Source organism: Streptomyces canus, assembly GCF_041435015.1.
In the GTDB taxonomy this organism is placed as follows: domain Bacteria; phylum Actinomycetota; class Actinomycetes; order Streptomycetales; family Streptomycetaceae; genus Streptomyces; species Streptomyces canus_G.
In genome coordinates this window covers 7,040,428-7,057,235 of record NZ_CP107989.1, presented here as the reverse complement: position 1 = coordinate 7,057,235, position 16,808 = coordinate 7,040,428, and the positions used below count along the sequence as shown (strand labels likewise).

Genomic DNA, 16,808 nt, shown 5'->3' with positions numbered 1-16,808 from the left:
GTAAAGGGGTACCCTGGAGCCCATGCCCACTCCTCACAAGACCCGGCCCGACGCGCTGACCATGGAAGTCGTGGAGCTCATCGGGGACGTGGTGGCCCGCTTCTACTCGGACTACGAGGACGCGGCCGCGGAGCACCTCCTCACCGGGGCGCAGGCGCGGCTGTTGAGTCTGCTGTCCCTCGAGCCGCTGCCCATGCGCAAGCTGGCCCAGAAACTGAAGTGCGAGCCGTCGAACGTCACCGGGATAGTCGACCGTCTTGAGGCACGCGGGCTGGTGGAGCGGCGGCCCGACCCCGCGGACCGGCGCGTCAAGGTGGCGGCGGCGACGGAAGCGGGGGTTCAGGTGGCCCGTGAGCTGCGGGAGGGGCTGCGGTTCGCGCGGGAGCCGCTGGCCGGGCTGTCCCAGGGGGAGCGGGAGTCACTGCGGGATCTGTTGCGGCGGATGCGGGACGCGTAGGCGTTGCTTCCGGAGCCTTCGCTTCACTTGAGCGAAGGTCTCAGGTGCACCACCACAGGAAACGTTCGCACTCCGTCGGGGACGGGTCCGGGCTCGGGGCCGGGGTGGTGGGGGTGGCGGTGGGGGCCGAGCCGCCGCCCGCGGACGTGGATGTCGCGGTGGGGGTGGACGCACCGGAAGCCTTGGTGGGCGCCGACTGAGGGTCGGGGCTCTTGCTTGCGTCGGCGTCCTCGCTCTTGGACGCGGAGGCCGACGGGGATTCGGAGACCTTCGGGGAGGGTGATCCCGAAGGAACGGCTCCACCGGAGTCGGCCGCCGCCGACGCCGACTCGCTCGCCTCCGGGGCGGCGCCGCCCTCGGCCGACTCCCCGCCCGCCGCGGCCGGCTTGGGGGAAGACCCGGGGGCGTCCATCCCCAGCTCCGCGAGGCTCAGACCGCCGGCCGCGAGCACGAACCCGGCAGCGACCAGCAGGGTCCGGCGGCGGCGCCTGCGGTGAGCCGCGGCTTTGCGATCGCGACGACTGGCTCCGCCGGTGGGGTCGTCGAGGTCGTCCTCGTCGTGCTCGTCGGCGTGGGCGTCCTCGGGGTTCACGGAGGGGGCGGGAGCGTCGGCGTTCTCCGCACTCCGGCCCCGCGCGCGCCGCCGCGAGGCCCGGCCGCCGGTCGGCTCCGCCGCGCCCTCGGCCACTGCGCCGCTCACGTCGGCCTCGACGCCGGCACCCGAGCCGATGTCGGCCCCGGTCGAGCCGTAGCCCGCCCCGGCCTCCGCCGATCGACCACCTGTGGGATCGCCCGCGGGGGAGGCTGCGCCACGACCGTCCCCGCCGTACGCCATGCCACCGTGACCGCCGGCGTCGTGCGCCACACCACCCGGGCCGTACGAGGTGGGGCCGTGCCCGTCTCCGCCGTACGGCGTGAACTCGTCGCCGCCTCCGCCGTACTGAGAAGTCGCACCCGTGCCGTACGCCCCGGCCGCCCCCTGACCGCCGTACCCACCCGTCCCGCCCGCGTACGCGCCCGCATGGGCGTCCCCCGCAAGGAAAGGGCCGCCGTACTGCTCCTCGGCTCCGTACGCCACGTACGCCGGGGTCACCGAAGGCTCCTGCGGCTGGGCCTGGGCCGGTACACGGGGGGCGTACGCGCGTAGCTCTTCGATCGAGGTGCCGCACCCCGGGCAAGCGAGGGCGCCATTGAGGTGCCGTCGGCACGGGAGGCAGAAGTCCATGACGCGGGAAGATTAAGTTCCCAACCGGTAGCGTTCCTAGAGACAGCTGTGAAGGTTGTGTGGGGAACCGACCGTTCCGGCGCGGCGGGTGGAGGATGTTCCACCCCGATCGCATCGAAACCGACATCGCCGGTTCCCCGTCGGCTCAGTTTTTCTTACGGGTCGTCATCACGCGCTGGATCAGGATGAACGCGCAGAGCAGCACACCGGTGGCGATCTTCGTCCACCAGGAGCTGAGCGTGCCCTCGAACTGGATGATGCTCTTGATCAGGCCGAGGACGAGGACGCCGAAGAGGGTGCCCAGGACATAGCCGGAGCCGCCCGTCAGCAGGGTGCCGCCGATGACCACCGCGGCGATCGCGTCGAGTTCCATGCCCACGGCGTGCAGCGGGTCACCGGACTGGATGTAGAGCATGAAGAGCAGGCCGGCCAGCGCGGAGCAGAAGCCGCTCATCGTGTAGACCGCGATCTTCGTGCCGCCCAGCGGGAGGCCCATCAGCAGGGCCGACTGCTCGTTGCCGCCGATGGCGTACACCCGGCGCCCGAAACGCGTGTAGTGGAGGATGTAGAAGGCCGCGGCCAGGACGACCAGGGCCACGACGGCGCCGATCGACAGGTCCCCCACGCCCAGCGGTACCCGCGTCTGCGCAAGGCTGCTCACCTCGGAGTCGTCGATGGCGATCGACTCCTTGCTGATGACCAGGCACAGGCCCCGGAAGAGGAAGAGACCGGCGAGCGTCACGATGAACGGCTGGATCTCGAAGTTGTGGATCACATAGCCCATGAGGAAGCCGCCGAACGCTCCCACGGCCAGGGATATGGGGATCACCACGAGCAGGGGCAGGCCCACGTCCTGCACCAGCCACGCCGTGAGCATCGTCGTGAAGCCGATCACCGAGCCCACGGACAGGTCGATGCCGCCGGACATGATGACGAAGGTGGCTCCGACGGCGGCGACCAGCAGATAGCCGTTGTCGATGAACAGGTTGAGGAACACCTGCGAGTCGCCGAAGCCGTAGTTCTGGTACCGGCTGAGGCCGACGATGTACATCACGAGGAACAGGCCGGCCGTGACCAGGACGGGCAGCCGTCGGTCGCCGAGCAGGCGGGCGGACCTGGACGTCGTACGGCGCTCCGGAGCGCCCGGTGTCGCGGGAGTTTTGGTGGTCGTACTCATCACGACACCTCCATCTTGGGAGCGGAGTCGGCGGGCTCGGCGACCGCGGCGGGCGCTGCCGGGGCCGCGGCCTTCGCGCGGGCGCCGAAGACCTTGGCGCGGAACTTCGGGGACTGGAGCAGGCACACGACGATGACGACGGCTGCCTTGAAGACCAGGTTGGTCTGGGTGGGAACGCCGATGGTGTAGATCGTCGTCGTGAGGGTCTGGATGACCAGGGCGCCGATGACCGTGCCGCCGATGGAGAAGCGTCCGCCGAGCAGCGAGGTGCCGCCGATGACGACGGCGAGGATCGCGTCGAGTTCGATCCACAGGCCGGCGTTGTTGCCGTCCGCGGCCGAGGTGTTGGAGCTGATCATCAGGCCCGCGATCCCCGCGCACACCGCGCAGAACACGTACACCATGATCTTGATGCGCATCGACCGGATGCCCACCAGACGGCTGGCCTCGGCGTTGCCGCCCACCGACTCGACGAGCAGGCCGAGGGCCGTGCGGCGGGTCAGCAGGACGGTGACGGCCACGACCGCGGCCACCACGAAGATGGAGAAGGGCAGCGTCAGCCAGTAGCCGCCGCCGATGAGCTTGTACGGCTCGCTGTTGATGGTGATGATCTGGCCGTCGGTGATCAGCTGGGCGACACCACGGCCGGCAACCATGATGATGAGGGTCGCGATGATCGGCTGGATGCCCATCCTGGCGACGAGGAAGCCGTTCCACAGGCCGCAGACCACCGCCGCGATCAGGCCGAGGCCCATCGCGAGCAGCACGGAGGACAGGGCACCCTGGTCGGCCTGGTCGCTGATGTACGAACAGGTCAGGGCCCCGGTGATGGCGACCACGGCGCCGACCGAGAGGTCGATGCCGCCGGTGGCGATGACCAGGGTCATGCCGACCGCCACCAGGATCAGGGGCGAGCCGAACAGCACGATCGAGACGAGGCTGCCGTAGAGGTGGCCGTTCGTCATGTGGATCGCGAAGAAGTCGGGCGTGAAGGGGACGTTGACGAGCAGCAGGGCTACCAGGACCGCGACCGGCCAGAACAGGTGATGGTGCGTCAGTGCTCGCCAGCGGGAGGTGGTGGTCACTGGTGTTCTCCGCTCGCGATGGTCTCGAGGATCTTGCTGGGGGTGATCTCGGGCCCGTTGGTGAGCTGTGCCACCAGCTTGCGGTCGCGCAGCACCCCGATGGTGTGGCTGAGGCGGAGGACCTCCTCCAGCTCGGCCGCGATGTAGAGCACGGACATGCCGTCCTCGGAGAGGGAGACCACCAGCTTCTGGATCTCCGTCTTGGCGCCGATGTCGATACCGCGCGTCGGCTCGTCCAGGATCAGCAGCTTCGGCTGGGTGATCAGCCAGCGGGCGAGAAGCACCTTCTGCTGGTTTCCGCCGCTCAACTGGCCGACCCGGGCTTCCGGGTTGGCGGGGCGGATGTCCAGCGCCTTGATGTACTTGGCGACGAGTTCGTCGCGCTGGGCGGTGGGGATGGGACGGGTCCAGCCGCGGGCCGCCTGCAGGGCGAGGATGATGTTCTCACGGACCGTCAGATCCGGGACCAGGCCCTCGGTCTTGCGGTTCTCCGAGCAGAACGCGACCCCGGCGCCGATGGCGTCGTTCGGGGCGCTCATGGAGACCTGCTTGCCGCCGATGGTCACCGTGCCGCTGTCCGGCTGATCGGCGCCGAAGAGCAGCCGGGCCAGTTCGGTGCGGCCGGAGCCGAGCAGGCCCGCGAGGCCGACGACCTCGCCCTTCTTGATGTCCAGGTCGAAGGGGGCGATGCCGCCGGCCCTGCCGAGGCCCTCCGCCTTCAGCAGCGACTCGCCCACGTCCGCGTGGAGTTGTTGGTCGTGGAGCTCCTCCAGCTGGTCCAGGGCCTTGCCGATCATCAGCTCGATCAGCCCGACCTGGTCGAGGTCGCGGACCATGTGCTCGCCGACCAGGGTGCCGTTGCGCAGGACGGTCATACGGTCGCAGATCTCGTAGATCTGGTCGAGGAAGTGGGAGACGAAGAGGATCGCCACGCCCTCGTCCCTCAACTGCCGCATCAGGCGGAACAGTTCGAGGACCTCGTCGCGGTCGAGGCTGGAGGTCGGCTCGTCCAGGACCAGGACCTTGGTGCCGGAGCCCTCGCCGTCGCTGTCGCCGGTGCCCACCGACCGTACGATCGCGACCAGTTGCTGCACCGCGAGGGGGTAAGAGGACAGCGGCGCGGTGACGTCGATGTCGAGGCCGAGGCGGTCGACGAGCTCCGCCGCCTCCTTGCGCATGCGCTTCCACTGGATGCGGCCCGCGCGGGTGGGTTCACGTCCGATGAAGATGTTCTCCGCCACCGACAGGTTGGGGCAGAGGTTGACCTCCTGGTAGACCGTGCTGATGCCGGCGTGCTGCGCCTGCAGCGGGCTGCCGATCCGTACGGCCTTGCCGTCGAGGGTGACGGTGCCGCCGTCCAGGGAGTAGACCCCGGTCAGCACCTTGATCAGGGTGGACTTCCCTGCCCCGTTCTCGCCCATCAGGGCGTGGATCTCGCCGGGGAAGAGCCGGAAGTCGACGCCCGACAGAGCCCTTACCCCCGGAAACTCTTTGACTATGCCCGTCATCTCCAGGACGGGCTGCGGCTCTGCCATGGCAGCGCTCCTCATGGACTCGGCGAATCTCGTTCACGGCCCGCGGGGAGCCTCCCTGAGCCGAGCTGTGCTCGGCCTGCCGGAGGCTCCCTGCCGGTGGGTGCGGTCGGTCGGTACCGCGGTCAATCAGTGCGTGCGGTCGCTCAGTACTTGCGGCTGGGGAGCGCGGCCTTGGCCTGGTCCTGCATGAAGTCGCCCTCCTTGGTCTTGATCCAGCGCTCGACCGACTCGCCGGCCTTGACCTTCTTCACGGTGTCCATCAGCTGCGGGCCGAGCAGCGGGTTGCACTCGACGATGGCGTTGATCTTGCCCTCGGACATGGCCACGAAGCCGTCCTTCACGCCGTCGATCGAGACGATCAGGATGTCCTTGCCGGGCTTCTTGCCGGCCGCCTCGATGGACTGGATGGCGCCGATGGCCATGTCGTCGTTGTGCGCGAAGAGGACGTTGATGTCCGGGTTGGACGTGAGGAAGGCCGCCATGACCTGCTTGCCGCCGGCGCGGGTGAAGTCACCGGTCTGGCTGACGACTATCTTCCAGTCGTCCTTGTGGTCGGCGTCCATGACCTCCTTGAAGCCCTTGGCGCGCTCGATCGCCGGGGCGGCACCGGTGGTGCCCTCCAGCTGAGCGATCTTCACCGGACCCTTGTGGCCGGCCTTCTCCAGCACCTTCTCCAGGATCTTGCCGGCGCGGCGGCCCTCGTCGGTGAAGTCGGAGCCGACCAGGGTGACGTACAGGGACTCGTCGGAGGTCTCGACGGAGCGGTCGGTGAGGACCACCGGGATCTTCGCGGTCTTGGCCTCCTTGAGCACCGCGTCCCAGCCGGTGACGACGACCGGGGAGAAGGCGATGACGTCCACCTTCTGCGCGATGTAGCTGCGGATGGCGGAGATCTGGTTCTCCTGCTTCTGCTGGGCGTCGGAGAACTTCAGGTTGTAACCCGCCTCCTTGGCCGCGGACTTCACCGAGTCGGTGTTGGCGCTGCGCCAGCCGCTCTCGGAGCCGACCTGGGAGAAGCCGAGGGTGATCGCCTTGCTGCCGTCGGAGGAGGTGCTGGATCCCTTGTCCTCCTTGGCGCAGGCCGCCAGGGTGCCCGCCGCCGCCACGCCGACCGCCGCAGTGAGGAAGTTCCTTCTGTTGAGCATGTTCTTCTCCTTTGAAGAGCCAGGACCGATCGCACTGCGTCCAGCCTGTCGATCATTATTCGAAATATCGGTCACACTGGTGTGCGAATGTTGCCGATTGGTACTGCTTGGTGTCGCGTCAGTCGGGTGCGGTGCTGGCCCGGACGACGAGTTGGGGTTCGATGGCGACTCCGGGCGTCCCGGAGGGCGCCCGGCCCTCGATGAGATCCAGCAGCAGGGCGATGCTCCGCTTGCCCACCGTCGCGAAGTCCTGCCGGACGGTGGTGAGCGGTGGAGCGAAGAACTCCGATTCCGGGATGTCGTCGAAGCCGACCACCGCGACGTCCTGGGGAGTGCGTACGCCCGCCTCACGCAGCGCCCGCAACACCCCCAGTGCCATCTGGTCGTTGGCGACGAAGACGGCGGTCAGTCCGCGGCCCACCCAGCCGGCCAGTTCCTGGCCCGCACGATAGCCCGACAGCGGACTCCAGTCCCCCCGCAGCGGCAGCGGCGGCTCGACGCCCGCCGCTTCGAGGGTCGCCCGCCAGCCGACGGCCCGGTCGGCGGCCTCCTGCCAGTCCTCGGGTCCGGCGAGATGCCAGACGTTGCGGTGACCGGCAGCCAGCAGATGGCCGGTGGCCAACCTGGCGCCCAACTGCTGGTCCACGTTGACGCTGGGGATGTCCGCGCCGGAGCCGGTCCCCACGGCCACCACCGGGAAGGGATGGCGGAGTTCCGCGAGGGCCTCGACCGCCGACCGCTGCGGAGCGAGGGCGATCACCCCCTCCACCCCGCCCTCGCTGAGATGGTCCAGGGCCTCGGAGAGGGTCTCCACCGCGAGCTTGCGCAGGCTGACCGTCGAGACGGTGTACCCCTTGGCGCGCGCCGCCTCCTCCAGCGCGAACAGCGTGCTGGCCGGTCCGTAGAGGGTGGTGTTGGAGGCGACCACACCCAGGGTCCGGGTGCGCCGGGTCACCAGGGCCCGCGCCGAGAAGTTGCGGCGGTAGCCCATCTCCTCGATCGCACGCAGCACCCTGGCACGCGTCTCGTCCCGCACATTGGGGTGATCCCCCAGGACGCGCGAGACGGTCTGGTGGGACACCCCGGCCAGGCGTGCCACATCGGCCATGGTGGGTGGCCGGAGCTGTACGTCGTTCACGGCCGCACCTCCTTGGCGATCGCTTGTGGGCAGGTCCTGTGTCGTGGGCGGACGATTCCGCGCCGCCCGGGTCACTCCGGCGTTCCGGACAACCCCGTGACATCGACCGGTGGGGTGGCTGGGAGCAGTGCCGACACGACGCTCGTACCTCCTTGGATGCCGGTGGGCACCGATCGGTGAATGCGGAGGTAATTGTGAGCGCTAACAATTCACGGCGGTCAAGAGGGCTGCAGCGAGAAGTGTCGTCACGGTTGAATAACGCCTCAAGCTGCAGGAGTTGAGGAGGGGGACGGTTTCGCGCGGCCGTACAACCTCCATGTGCAGCCATGTGGGCGCCACATCGAAACCGTTACGCGTTCGACCACCCGACCCATTGACACTCCGACCACGTCGTCCTTACGGTCGTGCCAGCATTTCGAACGTGAGCCGAAATTTCGAACAAGCTGAGAGTGTAGGGAGTAGCTGACGTGCGCATCACGGGAATCAGCACGCACGTGGTCGGGACGCCGTGGCGGAACCTGACCTACGTCCAGGTGCACACCGACGAGGGACTCACCGGAGTCGGCGAGACCCGCATGCTGGGCCACACCGACGCCCTGCTCGGCTATCTGCACGAGGCGAAGACCAACCACATTCTCGGGTCGGACCCGTTCGCTGTCGAGGACCTCGTCAAGCGTATGAAGTACGGCGACTACGGCCGGGCCGGCGAGATCGTGATGTCCGGCATCGCCGTGATCGAGATGGCCTGCTGGGACATCAAGGGCAAGGCCCTGGGTGTGCCCGTCTGGCAGCTGCTCGGCGGCAAGGTCACCGACAAGGTCAAGGCGTACGCCAACGGCTGGTACACCACCGAGCGGACCCCGGAGGCCTACCACAAGGCCGCCCAGGGGGTCATGGAGCGCGGCTACAAGGCGCTCAAGATCGACCCCTTCGGCACCGGGCACTTCGAGCTCGACCACGAGCAGAGCCTGTACGCCGTCTCGCTCATCGAGGCCGTCCGTGACGCCATCGGGCCGGACGCCGAGCTGATGCTGGAGATGCACGGCCGTTTCTCACCCGCCACGGCCGTCCGCCTGGCCAAGGACCTCGCGCCCTTCAAGCCCGCCTGGCTCGAGGAGCCGGTGCCGCCGGAGAACCTGAAGGCGCTGGAGAAGGTCGCCGCCAAGGTGGACATGCCGGTCGCCACGGGTGAGCGGATCCACGACCGCATCGAGTTCCGCGAGCTCTTCGAGAGCCAGGCCGTGGACATCATCCAGCCCGACGTCGGCCACATCGGCGGCATCTGGGAGACCCGGAAGCTGGCCGCGACCGCCGAGACCCACTACATGCTGGTGGCGCCCCACAACGTGGGCGGGCCGGTCCTGACCGCCGCCTCCCTCCAGGTCGGCTTCACCTCGCCGAACTTCAAGATCCTGGAGCACTTCAACGACTTCGCCGACGCGGAGATCAAGAAGGTCGTCAAGGGCGCCCCGCAGGTCGTGGACGGCTACTTCCACCTGTCCGACGCCCCCGGCCTCGGTGTCGAGCTGGACGTCGACGCCGCCGCCGAGTTCCCGCAGCAGCAGGCCCGGTTCGACCTGTGGGCCGACGGCTGGGAGCAGCGCAAGCCGAAGAGCCCCGCGCAGTGAGCACCGCGGTCGTCATCGAGGCGCCCGGCGAGCACCAGCTCGTCGAGCACACCCCTCGTGAGCCCGCCGCCGGCGAGGCGCTGGTCCGCGTCCACGCCGTCGGCATCTGCGGCAGCGACCGCGAGGTGTACCAGGGCAACCGGCCCGAGGGGTACGTTCGCTACCCCCTCACGCCCGGCCACGAGTGGTCCGGCACGGTCGAGGCGGTGGGCTCCGGGGTTCCGGCGTCGCTCGTCAGCCGCAAGGTGGTGGGCGAGGGCTTCCGGAACTGCCAGGTCTGCGACCGTTGCCACGCGGGCGAGACCACGCTGTGCACGGCCGGCTACGAGGAGACGGGCTTCACCCAGCCCGGCGCCATGGCCGCCACGCTCACCCTGCCGGCCCGGCTGCTGCACGCCCTCCCGGACGACGCCGACCTGACGGCGGCCGCGCTCCTGGAACCCGCCGCCTGCATCGCCGCCGCCGCTCTCAAGGCGAACGCGCGGCCCGGCGAGCGGGTCGCCGTCGTGGGTACGGGGACGCTCGGGATGTTCGCCGTCCAGTTCCTGAAGGCGGGGTCGCCGTCGGAGCTGCTGGTGGTGGGCACCCGCCCGGACCGTGCGGAACTCTCGAGGACCTTCGGCGCCACCGACTTCCGCACCCGGGACCAGGAGCTGCCGGACGACTTCGATGTCGTCATCGAGACCGCCGGATCGGCGTCCGCCGCCAACACCGCCGCCGCGCTGCTCAGACGCGGTGGCCGGCTCGTCCTCACCGGCATCCCGGCCGCGGGCGCCGACGGACTCGACCCCACCGATCTCGTCGTACGGCAGCTGGAGGTGCACACCGTGTTCGGGGCGCCGCCGGACGCCTGGGCGCACACGGTGCGGGTCTTCGGGGCCGGGCTGCTCGATCCGCTGCCGCTCGTCACACACGAGTTGGCGCTGGACCAGTTCCCCCAGGCCATCGAGTTGGTGGGGTCCGGCGACCCGAAGGTCGGGAAGGTCCTCCTCCGGCCATGACACACCGCTGAGCCGTACGCCGGTACGGGGTAGCTGACGACTTCGTACCGGCGTACATCCAGAGCCTTGCGCACCCAGAGCCGCGAATGTCGTCCGAAATACCGAACACGAAGGACAGCTTGTGACCGAGACCACCGCCAGCGCGGCCCGACGACCCGGCGAGCAAGCACTCGCCGCGCTGGGCCTGAACGCGCCCGCCCCCGACCCCTCCGACGCGTCCCCGCACACCTTCCCCGGTGGCGGACGCTGGCGCACCGAGGTGCCCTCCGTAGAGGGCCCCGAGGCCCTCGGCGTGGTCCTCAAGGAGTCCTCGCGGCTCGATGTGCCGATCCACCGGATCAGCCAGGGCTCGGGCGTCTGGATGCTCACCGACGCCGAGATCACCGAGATGGTGGAGGCGACCTCCGAGCGGGACATCGAACTCTGCCTGTTTACCGGCCCCCGCGGCACCTGGGACATCGGCGGCTCCACCCGCACCGACTCCCGGGGGGCCGGGTTGCGCGCCCGGGGCCACGACGCGGTCGCCGGATGCGTCGAGGACGCCGTACGCGCCACCGAGCTCGGTGTGAAGTGCCTGCTCGTCGCCGACGAGGGTGTGCTGTGGACGCTGCACCGGGCGCGGTCCGCCGGGATCATCCCGGCCGACACGACGCTGAAGGTGTCGGCGCTGATCGGGCCGGTGAACCCGACCGCGTACGCCGTGTACGAGAACCTCGGCGGCGACTCGATCAACGTGCCCAGCGATCTGACGCTCGATCACCTCACCGAGATCCGGCGGGTGTCGGCCGCCCCGATGGACATGTACATCGAGGCCCCCGACGATCTCGGCGGCTATGTGCGGATGTACGAGGTCGCCGAGCTGATCCGGCGCGGCGCACCGCTCTATCTGAAGTTCGGCCTGTCGAAGGCCCCCGGGATCTACCCGTACGGGCACCACATGCGCGATCTCACGCTGTCCACCGCCAAGGAGAGAGTGCGGCGCGGACGGCTCGCCCTGGACCTGCTCGCACGGCATGGGGCGGACGGCGACATGGCGCCGCTCGGCTCTCGGCTGCCGGGCGCGCTGAAGCGGTTCGAAACGCCTGCATAACGTTCCGGACAACGCCCCTTCACAAAAGCCGACGCAGTCGAACAGACTCCGACACAACCCAGCCTCTCCCGGCCGCTCCCCCGCACCGCCCCCAGGCACCCGTACCGCCGGACATCCGGCCTCCCGACATCAAGGATGATGATCATGCGTACTCGTCGAGCCGCACTCACCGCCATAGCCGGCGCCGCCTCTCTCGCCCTCACCCTCACCGCCTGCGGCCAGGACAGCAAGGGCGGCAGCGAGGAGAGCACGGGCAGCGCCAAGGGCGGCACGATCGGCATCGCGATGCCGACCAAGTCCTCCGAGCGCTGGATCGCCGACGGCAACAACGTCGTCAAGAACCTCCAGTCCAAGGGCTACAAGACCAAGCTGGTCTACGGCGAGGACGACCCCGACCAGCAGGTCTCGCAGATCGAGAACCTGATCACGCAGGGGGTCAAGGGCCTGATCGTCGCGGCCATCGACAACAAGTCGCTGAACAACGTGCTCCAGCAGGCCAAGGACGCCAAGATCCCGGTCATCGCCTACGACCGTCTGATCCTCGGCACGCCGAACGTCGACTACTACGCGTCGTTCGACAACACCAAGGTCGGTGAGCTGCAGGCCAGTTACATCGTCGACAAGCTGGGTCTGAAGAGCGGCAAGGGCCCCTTCAACATCGAGCTGTTCGCCGGCTCCAACGACGACAACAACACCAAGTACTTCTTCGGCGGCGCGATGAGCGTGCTGCAGCCGTACATCGACAGCAAGAAGCTCGTCGTCAAGTCCGGCCAGACCAAGATCAACCAGGTCACCACACTGCGCTGGGACGGCGCCACCGCACAGAAGCGCATGGAGGACATCCTCACCTCGACGTACGGCAGCGGCAAGGTCGACGCGGTCCTGTCGCCGTACGACGGCATCTCCATCGGCATCCTCGCCGCCCTGAAGTCGGACGGCTACGGCTCCGCCAGCAAGCCGCTCCCGGTCATCACCGGCCAGGACGCCGAGCTCGCCTCGGTGAAGTCGATCATCGCGGGTCAGCAGACGCAGACCGTCTACAAGGACACCCGCAAGCTCGCCGAGGTTGCCTCGACCATGGTGGACGACGTCCTCAACGGCAAGAAGCCCGAGGTCAACGACACCAAGACGTACGACAACGGCTCCAAGGTCGTCCCCGCCTACCTGCTGCAGCCGGTCAGCGTCGACAAGAGCAACTACACGAAGGAACTGGTCGACACCGGCTACTACAAGGCCAGCGAGCTCAACTAGTCAGCCCCGTCGGCACATTCCTCTGATTGAAAGGCACGACCATGGCGGGACCCGTCCTGGAAATGCGCTCGATCGTCAAGACCTTTCCCGGCGTCAAAGCGCTGTCGGACGTCACACTGACCGTCCGTCAAGGCGAGGTCCATGCCATCTGCGGTGAGAACGGCGCCGGGAAGTCCACCTTGATGAAGGTGCTCTCCGGCGTCCATCCGCACGGCACGTACGAGGGCGACATCCTCTTCGAGGGAGAGGTCGTCCAGTTCAAGGACATCCGGGCGAGCGAGCAGCACGGCATCGTGATCATCCACCAGGAACTGGCCCTGGTGCCGTTCCTGTCGATCGCGGAGAACATCTTCCTCGGAAACGAACACGCCTCCGGCGGGTTCATCAACTGGAACGACACGCTGAAGCACGCCACCGAGCTGCTGCGCCGGGTGGGTCTGAGCGACCACCCGGAGACCCGGATCACCGACATCGGTGTGGGCAAGCAGCAGCTGGTGGAGATCGCCAAGGCACTCTCGAAGAAGGTGAAGCTGCTCATCCTCGACGAGCCGACCGCGGCTCTGAACGACGAGGACAGCGGCAAACTCCTGGATCTCATCCTGGAGTTGAAGAAGCAGGGCATCACCTCGATCATCATCTCCCACAAGCTCAACGAGATCCGCAAGGTCGCCGACTCGGTGACGATCCTCCGCGACGGGAAGTCGATCGAGACCCTGGACGTGAAGGCCCCGGAGACCACCGAGGACCGGATCATCTCGGGCATGGTGGGCCGCGACCTCGACCACCGCTTCCCCGAGCGCACCCCGTACGAGGGCGAGGTGGACGCGGCCCCGGCGCTGGAGATCCGCGACTGGACCGTCCACCACCCGATCGACCAGCAGCGCAAGGTGGTCGACGACGTGTCGATCCATGTGCGCCGCGGCGAGATCGTCGGCATCGCGGGCCTGATGGGCGCGGGGCGCACCGAGCTCGCGATGAGCGTGTTCGGGCGCACCTACGGCCGGCACGCGAGCGGCAAGGTCTTCAAGGACGGCGAAGAGATCCGTACGAAGACCGTCGCTGAGGCGGTCCGGCACGGCATCGCGTACGTCACCGAGGACCGCAAGCACTACGGCCTCAACCTCATCGACAACATCAACCGGAACATCTCGCTGACCGCCCTGGACAAGGTCGCCAAGCGCGGTGTGGTCGACGAGCACGAGGAGCGGAAGGTCGCCGAGCGCTTCCGCAAGTCGATGAACATCAAGGCGCCGACCGTCTTCGAGACGGTGGGCAGGCTGTCCGGCGGCAACCAGCAGAAGGTCGTCCTCAGCAAGTGGATCTTCGCGGGTCCCGAGGTGCTGATCCTGGACGAGCCCACGCGCGGCATCGACGTGGGCGCCAAGTACGAGATCTACACGGTCATCGACCAGCTGGCGGCCGAGGGCAAGGCGGTCGTCTTCATCTCCTCCGAGCTGCCGGAGCTGCTCGGCATGTGCGACCGCATCTACACCATGGCCGCCGGACGGCTCACGGGTGAGGTTCCGCGGGCCGAGGCCACGCAGGAAGTGCTGATGCGCCAGATGACGAAGGACAAAGAGGTAACGCGATGAGCACCGATGTGACGAAGGTTCCGGCCGCGGCGCCGCCGGGCAAGAGCGGGGGGTCGTCCTCCGGCGAGGGCCTGCTCCAGCTGATGCTGAACGGGCTGCGCCGCAACATGCGGCAGTACGGCATGCTGATCGCGCTCGGCCTGATCGTCGCGCTGTTCGCGGTGTGGACCGACGGCGACCTGCTGCTGCCGCGCAACGTCTCCAACCTGGTGCTCCAGAACAGCTACATCCTGATCCTCGCGATCGGCATGATGCTGGTGATCATCGCGGGGCACATCGACCTGTCGGTCGGTTCACTGACCGCGTTCGTGGGCGCCTTCGCGGCCGTGCTGACCGTGCAGCACGACGTGGCCTGGCCGGTCGCGCTGGTGCTGACCCTGGTGGTGGGCGCGGTCGCGGGCTCGGTCCAGGGCTATCTGATCGCGTATCTCGGCATACCGTCGTTCATCGTCACCCTGGCGGGCATGCTGCTCTTCCGCGGTCTGACGGAGATCCTGCTGGAGGGCCAGACCCTCGGCCCGTTCCCGAACGGTCTGCAGAAGCTCGGCAACGGCTTCCTGCCCGAGGTGGGCCCGAACACCAACTACCACAACCTCACCCTGCTGCTCGGCTTCGCGCTGCTGGCCTTCGTGGTCTACCAGGAGGTCCGCGACCGCAAGCGCCAGCAGGAGTTCGCGCTGGACGTGCTGCCCAGGAACGCCTTCCTGCTCAAGCTCGTCGCGATCGCCGCCGCGGTCCTCGCGGTGACGATGCTGCTCGCCAGCTACCAGGGCGCGCCGATCATCCTGCTCGTCCTCGGTGTGCTGGTGGTCGGCTACGGCTACGTCATGCGCAACGCGGTCTTCGGCCGGCACATCTACGCGATCGGCGGCAACCTGCCGGCCGCGAAGCTGTCCGGCGTCAAGGACAAGAAGGTCACCTTCCTTGTCTTCCTGAACATGGGCGTGCTCGCGGCCCTGGCGGGTCTGGTGGTCGCAGCCCGCCTGAACGCGGCCTCACCGAAGGCGGGCCTGAACTTCGAACTCGAGGCGATCGCCTCGTCGTTCATCGGTGGCGCGTCCATGAGCGGCGGTGTGGGAACCGTCCTCGGCGCGATCATCGGCGGTCTCGTCCTCGGTGTGCTGAACAACGGCATGAACCTCCTCAGTGTCGGCACCGACTGGCAGCAGGTCATCAAGGGCCTGGCCCTGCTGGCGGCGGTCGGTTTCGACGTGTGGAACAAGCGCAGGGTCGGTTCGTAGACCGGACCGACCGGATCGGGCCCCGCCGCAAGGCGGGGCCCTTCCCATGGGAGGAGAGGAAAGACCGGTGAAGACGCTCTTCGGCAGGCTCGCCGACGGGACCGAGGTCGACCGGTGGTCGCTGGAGAACGGCGGCACACGGCTGAAGGTCCTGTCCTACGGCGGGATCGTGCAGTCCCTGGAGGTCCCCGACCGGGACGGCCGGTACGCGAACGTCTGCCTCGGCTTCGACCGCGTCGAGGACTACGTCGCCTCCAGCCCGTACTTCGGCGCGCTGATCGGCCGGTACGGCAACCGCATCGCCCAGGGCCGGTTCACCCTGGACGGCAAGAGCCACCAGCTCTCCGTCAACGACGGGGACAACAGCCTGCACGGCGGCACCCAGGGCTTCGACAAGCGGGTGTGGGACGTCGAGCCGTTCACCGAGGGCTCGGACGTCGGACTGCACCTGTACTGCACGTCCGCCGACGGCGAGATGGGCTACCCGGGCACCCTCGAGGTGAAGGTGACGTACACCCTCACCCGGCACGGCGAGTGGCGGATCGACTACGAGGCCACCACCGACAAGGCCACCGTCGTCAACCTCACCAGCCACGTGTACTGGAACCTCGGCGGCGAGGGCACCGGCACCATCGAGGACCACGAGCTGAGGATCGCCGCCTCCCGCTACACGCCCACCGACTCGGGTCTGATCCCCACCGGTGAGCTGGCGGAGGTCGCGGGCACGCCCTTCGACTTCCGCAAGGGCAAGCACATCGGCCGGGACATCCGGGCCGGCCACGAGCAGCAGGTCCTCGCCAAGGGCTACGACCACAACTGGGTGCTCGACAAGGGCATCACGGCCAAGCCCGAGCACGTGGCGACCCTGCGCGACCCGTCGTCGGGCCGCACGCTGAAGATCTCCACCGTCGAGCCGGGACTGCAGTTCTACTCCGGCAACTTCCTCGACGGCACCCTCACCGGCACCGGCGGCCACACCTACCGCCAGGGCGACGCGCTGTGCCTGGAGACGCAGCACTTCCCGGACGCGCCGAACCACCCGTCGTTCCCCTCGACAACGCTGCGGCCGGGGCAGACGTATAAGACGACGACGATTCACTCGTTCGGCGTCTGACCTGGTGAGATGACGAGTTCGGGCCCGGGGTTCCCGAACTCACACTTCTTTCACACCTGTTGAACAGCGCCACGCAGGCGTCCGTATGTAAGGGCGGCCCGTGCTCCCCCGCGCGGGCCACCCAATGAC

14 protein-coding genes are annotated in these 16,808 nt (G+C 68.3%); 8 read left to right on the top strand and 6 right to left on the bottom strand.

Translation table 11 applies throughout. The annotated features are described in order from the left end of the window. Positions 1–22 precede the first annotated feature (22 nt). Positions 23–457 (top strand): MarR family winged helix-turn-helix transcriptional regulator, encoded by a 435-nt coding sequence (locus OG841_RS32180; RefSeq protein WP_069759237.1) that lies wholly within the window; start codon positions 23–25, stop codon positions 455–457. Positions 458–497: 40 nt separating this feature from the next. Here the strand turns inward: OG841_RS32180 and OG841_RS32175 are convergent, their stop codons facing one another. From OG841_RS32175 to OG841_RS32150, 6 genes are all read right to left on the bottom strand, one after another. Continuing rightward, the gene (locus OG841_RS32175) at positions 498–1,682 is read right to left on the bottom strand and encodes an SCO2400 family protein (protein WP_442759703.1); all 1,185 of its coding nucleotides are present in this window, start codon (positions 1,680–1,682) and stop codon (positions 498–500) included. A 145-nt stretch (positions 1,683–1,827) separates the two neighbouring features. Continuing rightward, positions 1,828–2,859 carry a galactofuranose ABC transporter, permease protein YjfF gene (gene yjfF / locus OG841_RS32170; protein WP_328638184.1) on the bottom strand — a complete coding sequence of 344 codons (1,032 nt, stop codon included), beginning with the start codon at positions 2,857–2,859 and terminating at the stop codon, positions 1,828–1,830. After that, positions 2,859–3,944 carry an ABC transporter permease gene (locus OG841_RS32165; RefSeq protein WP_328638185.1) on the bottom strand — a complete coding sequence of 362 codons (1,086 nt, stop codon included), beginning with the start codon at positions 3,942–3,944 and terminating at the stop codon, positions 2,859–2,861. Before OG841_RS32165 ends, yjfF begins: the two co-directional genes overlap by 1 nt. Continuing rightward, positions 3,941–5,479, bottom strand: coding sequence for a sugar ABC transporter ATP-binding protein (locus OG841_RS32160; protein WP_328638186.1), 1,539 nt, complete (start codon positions 5,477–5,479; stop codon positions 3,941–3,943). Before OG841_RS32160 ends, OG841_RS32165 begins: the two co-directional genes overlap by 4 nt. 143 nt (positions 5,480–5,622) lie before the next feature. After that, a complete protein-coding gene (locus OG841_RS32155) occupies positions 5,623–6,624 on the bottom strand; it encodes an ABC transporter substrate-binding protein (RefSeq protein WP_328638187.1) in 1,002 nt (333 codons plus the stop codon). 118 nt (positions 6,625–6,742) lie between these two features. After that, on the bottom strand, positions 6,743–7,762 hold the full coding sequence (locus OG841_RS32150) for a LacI family DNA-binding transcriptional regulator (protein WP_328638188.1): 1,020 nt from the start codon (positions 7,760–7,762) through the stop codon (positions 6,743–6,745). Positions 7,763–8,229: 467 nt separating this feature from the next. Here OG841_RS32150 and OG841_RS32145 point away from each other — a divergent pair, with 467 nt between their 5' ends. The 7 genes from OG841_RS32145 to OG841_RS32115 all read left to right on the top strand — a co-directional run bounded on the left by OG841_RS32145 (position 8,230) and on the right by OG841_RS32115 (position 16,679). Further along, a complete protein-coding gene (locus tag OG841_RS32145; RefSeq protein ID WP_266522820.1) occupies positions 8,230–9,390 on the top strand; it encodes a mandelate racemase/muconate lactonizing enzyme family protein in 1,161 nt (386 codons plus the stop codon). Continuing rightward, positions 9,387–10,391, top strand: coding sequence for a zinc-dependent alcohol dehydrogenase (locus OG841_RS32140; RefSeq protein WP_328638189.1), 1,005 nt, complete (start codon positions 9,387–9,389; stop codon positions 10,389–10,391). Before OG841_RS32145 ends, OG841_RS32140 begins: the two co-directional genes overlap by 4 nt. 121 nt (positions 10,392–10,512) lie before the next feature. Next, entirely contained in the window at positions 10,513–11,481 is a 969-nt protein-coding gene (locus tag OG841_RS32135; RefSeq protein ID WP_328638190.1) for a hypothetical protein, read from the top strand. Between the two features lie 144 nt (positions 11,482–11,625). Next, positions 11,626–12,732 (top strand): multiple monosaccharide ABC transporter substrate-binding protein, encoded by a 1,107-nt coding sequence (chvE, locus tag OG841_RS32130; RefSeq protein ID WP_057616007.1) that lies wholly within the window; start codon positions 11,626–11,628, stop codon positions 12,730–12,732. Between the two features lie 41 nt (positions 12,733–12,773). Next, positions 12,774–14,324 carry a multiple monosaccharide ABC transporter ATP-binding protein gene (gene mmsA, locus OG841_RS32125; protein ID WP_371567538.1) on the top strand — a complete coding sequence of 517 codons (1,551 nt, stop codon included), beginning with the start codon at positions 12,774–12,776 and terminating at the stop codon, positions 14,322–14,324. After that, entirely contained in the window at positions 14,321–15,565 is a 1,245-nt protein-coding gene (mmsB, locus tag OG841_RS32120) for a multiple monosaccharide ABC transporter permease (RefSeq protein ID WP_328638192.1), read from the top strand. Before mmsA ends, mmsB begins: the two co-directional genes overlap by 4 nt. Next, entirely contained in the window at positions 15,471–16,679 is a 1,209-nt protein-coding gene (locus OG841_RS32115) for an aldose epimerase family protein (RefSeq protein WP_371567535.1), read from the top strand. Before mmsB ends, OG841_RS32115 begins: the two co-directional genes overlap by 95 nt. Positions 16,680–16,808: the final 129 nt, after the last annotated feature.

What these genes read in the sequence shown, in the direction of transcription:
- OG841_RS32180 (WP_069759237.1), top strand. Translation starts at nt 23, where the DNA reads ATGCCCACTCCTCACAAGACCCGGCCCGACGCGCTGACCATGGAAGTC.
- OG841_RS32175 (WP_442759703.1), bottom strand. Translation starts at nt 1,682, where the DNA reads ATGGACTTCTGCCTCCCGTGCCGACGGCACCTCAATGGCGCCCTCGCT.
- yjfF (WP_328638184.1), bottom strand. Translation starts at nt 2,859, where the DNA reads ATGAGTACGACCACCAAAACTCCCGCGACACCGGGCGCTCCGGAGCGC.
- OG841_RS32160 (WP_328638186.1), bottom strand. Translation starts at nt 5,479, where the DNA reads ATGGCAGAGCCGCAGCCCGTCCTGGAGATGACGGGCATAGTCAAAGAG.
- OG841_RS32155 (WP_328638187.1), bottom strand. Translation starts at nt 6,624, where the DNA reads ATGCTCAACAGAAGGAACTTCCTCACTGCGGCGGTCGGCGTGGCGGCG.
- chvE (WP_057616007.1), top strand. Translation starts at nt 11,626, where the DNA reads ATGCGTACTCGTCGAGCCGCACTCACCGCCATAGCCGGCGCCGCCTCT.
- mmsA (WP_371567538.1), top strand. Translation starts at nt 12,774, where the DNA reads ATGGCGGGACCCGTCCTGGAAATGCGCTCGATCGTCAAGACCTTTCCC.
- mmsB (WP_328638192.1), top strand. Translation starts at nt 14,321, where the DNA reads ATGAGCACCGATGTGACGAAGGTTCCGGCCGCGGCGCCGCCGGGCAAG.